At 59.5% G+C, this 1,152-nt stretch carries 3 protein-coding genes; 2 read left to right on the top strand and 1 reads right to left on the bottom strand.

What is annotated here, in order from left to right; genetic code table 11:
- Positions 1-9: 9 nt before the first annotated feature.
- The gene (merR, locus tag NFR51_RS11035; RefSeq protein WP_006911920.1) at positions 10-456 is read right to left on the bottom strand and encodes a mercury resistance transcriptional regulator MerR; all 447 of its coding nucleotides are present in this window, start codon (positions 454-456) and stop codon (positions 10-12) included.
- 73 nt (positions 457-529) lie between these two features.
- On the opposite strand from merR, the gene merT reads away from it, so the two are divergent.
- Complete coding sequence (merT, locus tag NFR51_RS11030; protein WP_008957404.1) at positions 530-880, top strand: mercuric ion transporter MerT; 351 nt, start codon at positions 530-532, stop codon at positions 878-880.
- Positions 881-893: 13 nt separating this feature from the next.
- Positions 894-1,152: mercury resistance system periplasmic binding protein MerP (gene merP / locus NFR51_RS11025; RefSeq protein ID WP_251713625.1), on the top strand; the 259-nt coding region annotated here is incomplete at its 3' end.

Genomic DNA, 1,152 nt, shown 5'->3' with positions numbered 1-1,152 from the left:
GAAGGTGATTTACTCCCTTGGGTCTTCTGCTTCTCTGAGCCCTTCATGCAATGACGCAATTAGCGGGCAAGTGATATTGCCTTGTTGTGCATGGCATCGGTCGACCATTTCGCTCAGCACCTTCTCAATTCTTTCAAGCCTGTCGATCTTCTCGCGAACGTCCCCTAACTTGTGCTCTGCGAGAGCACTGGCTTCTTGACAGTGGGCGCCATCTTCCAGCCGAAGTAGGTCACTGATCTCATCCAGACTAAAGCCCAGCTGCTGCGCCGTTTTCACGAACGTCAACCTGTCGATATCGGCGGCACTATAGCGTCGAATACCTCCGGGAGGTCGTTCGGGCTCCGATAATAGCCCTCGTCGCTGGTAATAGCGGATTGTCTCGACATTGACGCCGGCCGCCTTGGCCAGGCCGCCAATGGTCATGGTGTCCGCCACTTTATCTGCATGTCTCTTCATGATGCTTGACTCCGTACCAAGCTACGGAAGTAACCTTATCGTAGCTCCCCCCATCCCGAAAGGAGAATCGTCAATGCGGACACCTAAAACGGGGCGAGGGCCCCTGGCCGCCGGAGGAGTCGCGGCCCTCCTGGCCTCGGCGTGTTGCCTCGGCCCGCTGGTTCTGATCACGCTGGGCGTTTCCGGCGCCTGGATCAGCAATCTGGCGTCGCTGGAGCCCTATCGCCCGCTCTTTATCGGCGTCGCGCTGGTGGCGATGTTCTTCGCCTGGCGTCGCGTCTTTCGGCCAGTGGAAAAGTGCCAGCCGGGAGAGGTGTGTGCCGTGCCACGGGTCAGGACGGGCTACAAGGCGATCTTCTGGCTCGTATCGCTGCTGGTGCTAATCGCCCTGGTATTCCCCTACGTCTTGCCCTTGTTCTATTAAAAGGAGATCTACCATGAAAGCTCGTTTCGCCTTCATCGCGCTACTCGCCCTGCTCAGCACGCCCGCCTTAGCGGCCTTGCAGACCGTGAAGCTGTCGGTGCCGGGCATGACCTGTGCCGCCTGCCCGATCACCGTCAAGGCCGCCCTCAACAAGGTGGACGGCGTCTCGCAAGTCGACGTGAGCTACGCGGATCTCGAGGCCGTGGTCACCTTTGACGACGCCCGAACGTCGGTGGAGGCATTGACCGAGGCCACCACCAACGCTGGGTATC

The organism is Lactococcus ileimucosae (assembly GCF_943193185.1).
Classification (GTDB): Bacteria; Bacillota; Bacilli; order Lactobacillales; family Streptococcaceae; genus Lactococcus; species Lactococcus ileimucosae.
Note: the sequence above shows the minus strand (reverse complement) of the source record. Positions and strands in the feature narration are given on the sequence as shown.